This is a genomic window from Burkholderia sp. DN3021 (assembly GCF_049805555.1).
In the GTDB taxonomy this organism is placed as follows: Bacteria; Pseudomonadota; Gammaproteobacteria; order Burkholderiales; family Burkholderiaceae; genus Burkholderia; species Burkholderia pyrrocinia_C.
This window is the reverse complement of the sequence record NZ_JBNCAB010000220.1, coordinates 1-1661: the sequence shown is the minus strand read 5'-3', so window position 1 is coordinate 1661 and position 1661 is coordinate 1. Positions and strand designations below refer to the sequence as shown.

The following is a 1661-nucleotide window of genomic DNA, read 5'->3' as shown; positions in this document are numbered from 1 at the left end:
CGTTACCTGGACCACGGAAACCATCGACGCTGAGCTGGCCGAACTACTGGTCGGGTACGGCACCAAATTTCAAACCAATTTCTCGTGAACACTTAATCGTATAGCTAATCATATAAGATATGAGGATTGGATACGCTCGGGTATCGACGGAAGACCAAAGTCTGGACCTGCAGTTAATGGCCCTGCAGGCAGCGGGATGCGACACGATCCTGACGGACCATGGTATTTCCGGCTCGCGATTTGATCGGCCAGGGCTTCACGAAGCACTGCGTATTGTGCAGACGGGCGATGCGCTGGTGGTGTGGCGTCTTGACCGTCTCGGGCGATCACTGAGTCATCTGGTGGAGGTGGTCGGCAGTTTGGGGCAGCGGAACATCGAGTTCATCTCCCTAATGGAGAGCATCGATACGCGCTCGCCGACGGGCATGCTGATGTTTCACATGATCGCGGCGCTCGCGGAGTTCGAGCGCTCGTTGATCAGTGAGCGGACTCGTGCCGGGATGGCGGCGGCTCGTATACGAGGCGCCAAGATTGGGCGGCCCAGAACGAGACAGACCGCTCATGAGAGTTCTCAGTAAGGCTGTGGGTATTGTCAGGTGTGCGATTCGCGGAGAGGTGGCCGCGCAAATTCGGACAGACGGATAAGTGGTTTGGCCGGGGCCTTTGCCAGCGATAATGCTGGCAAAGGAACCGAGGAAATGACGAAGAGAACCCGACGGACGCACTCAGCGGCGTTCAAAGCGAAGGTGGCGCTGGCAGCGGTCAAAGGCGAGCGGACGCTGGCCGAACTGGCGCAGCAGTTCGATGTGCATCCGAACCAGATCACGGAATGGAAGCGGCAGTTGCAGGAGCGTGCAGCCGATGTGTTCGGCTCGCCTAGTACGGGACGTGTCAGGAATTTCGTGTGCTGAGGCCGGTTAAAGGTCTCAGCTGATGGCGGAGGTGAATCGCTCACCGAACAGAATGGCGAACTGATTGACTGCTTGCCGCCAGGTGATAGGCGGCATCTTCCAATCCTTTTCGATGTTGCGCAAGGCCAGATACAGCAGTTTGCTGGCGGCTTCGTCGCTCGGGAAGTGGCCGCGGTTCTTGACGATCTTGCGCAACTGCATGTGCATGCTCGCGATAGCGTTTGTCGTATATACGATTCGACGCACCTCGGGCGGATAGGCGAAGAAGGGAATCACCTGTTCCCATTGGCGCTGCCACATGGCCGCGACGGTAGGGAATTTGCGCCCCCACTCGCTCTGCGCAAAGGCGTCGAGCGCCGCTGCTGCCGCCTCGGCCGTGGCGGCCTGATAGATCGGCTTGATCGCGGCAGCCAGCGACTTGCGGTCCTTCCAGCTCGCCAGATTCAGCGAATTGCGGATCAGATGCACGATGCAGGTCTGGATTTGGGCGGCCGGATAGACCGCCTCGATCGCTTCGGGGAAGCCGCGCAAACCATCGACCACCGCGATCAGGATGTCGTGCAAGCCTCGGTTCTTCAGCTCGTTTAAGACCTTCAGCCAGAACTTGGCGCCTTCGGTTTGCTCGATCGTATGCGGTCCACGAACGACGCCCCTCAGGATAAGGTGGCCGAGCGCGTGAGGTGTGGTAACGAAGCGGATCAGCGGAGGTCGACGGGCATCTTCCAAGGAAGCAGCGCGTCGTAGTCGTCA

Annotated in this window: 3 pseudogenes; 2 read left to right on the top strand and 1 reads right to left on the bottom strand. The window is 59.1% G+C overall.

Features of this window, described 5'->3' with window-relative positions:
* Positions 1-119 precede the first annotated feature (119 nt).
* Together ACPUER_RS36640 and ACPUER_RS36635 are read left to right on the top strand one after the other, a co-directional pair.
* Positions 120-575, top strand: a pseudogene (locus ACPUER_RS36640) (recombinase family protein); the annotation flags it as partial.
* Between the two features lie 123 nt (positions 576-698).
* A pseudogene (locus ACPUER_RS36635) lies at positions 699-872 on the top strand (transposase); the annotation flags it as partial.
* A 54-nt stretch (positions 873-926) separates the two neighbouring features.
* On the opposite strand, the pseudogene ACPUER_RS36630 reads toward ACPUER_RS36635, so the two are convergent.
* A pseudogene (locus ACPUER_RS36630) lies at positions 927-1538 on the bottom strand (IS256 family transposase); the annotation flags it as partial.
* Positions 1539-1661: the final 123 nt, after the last annotated feature.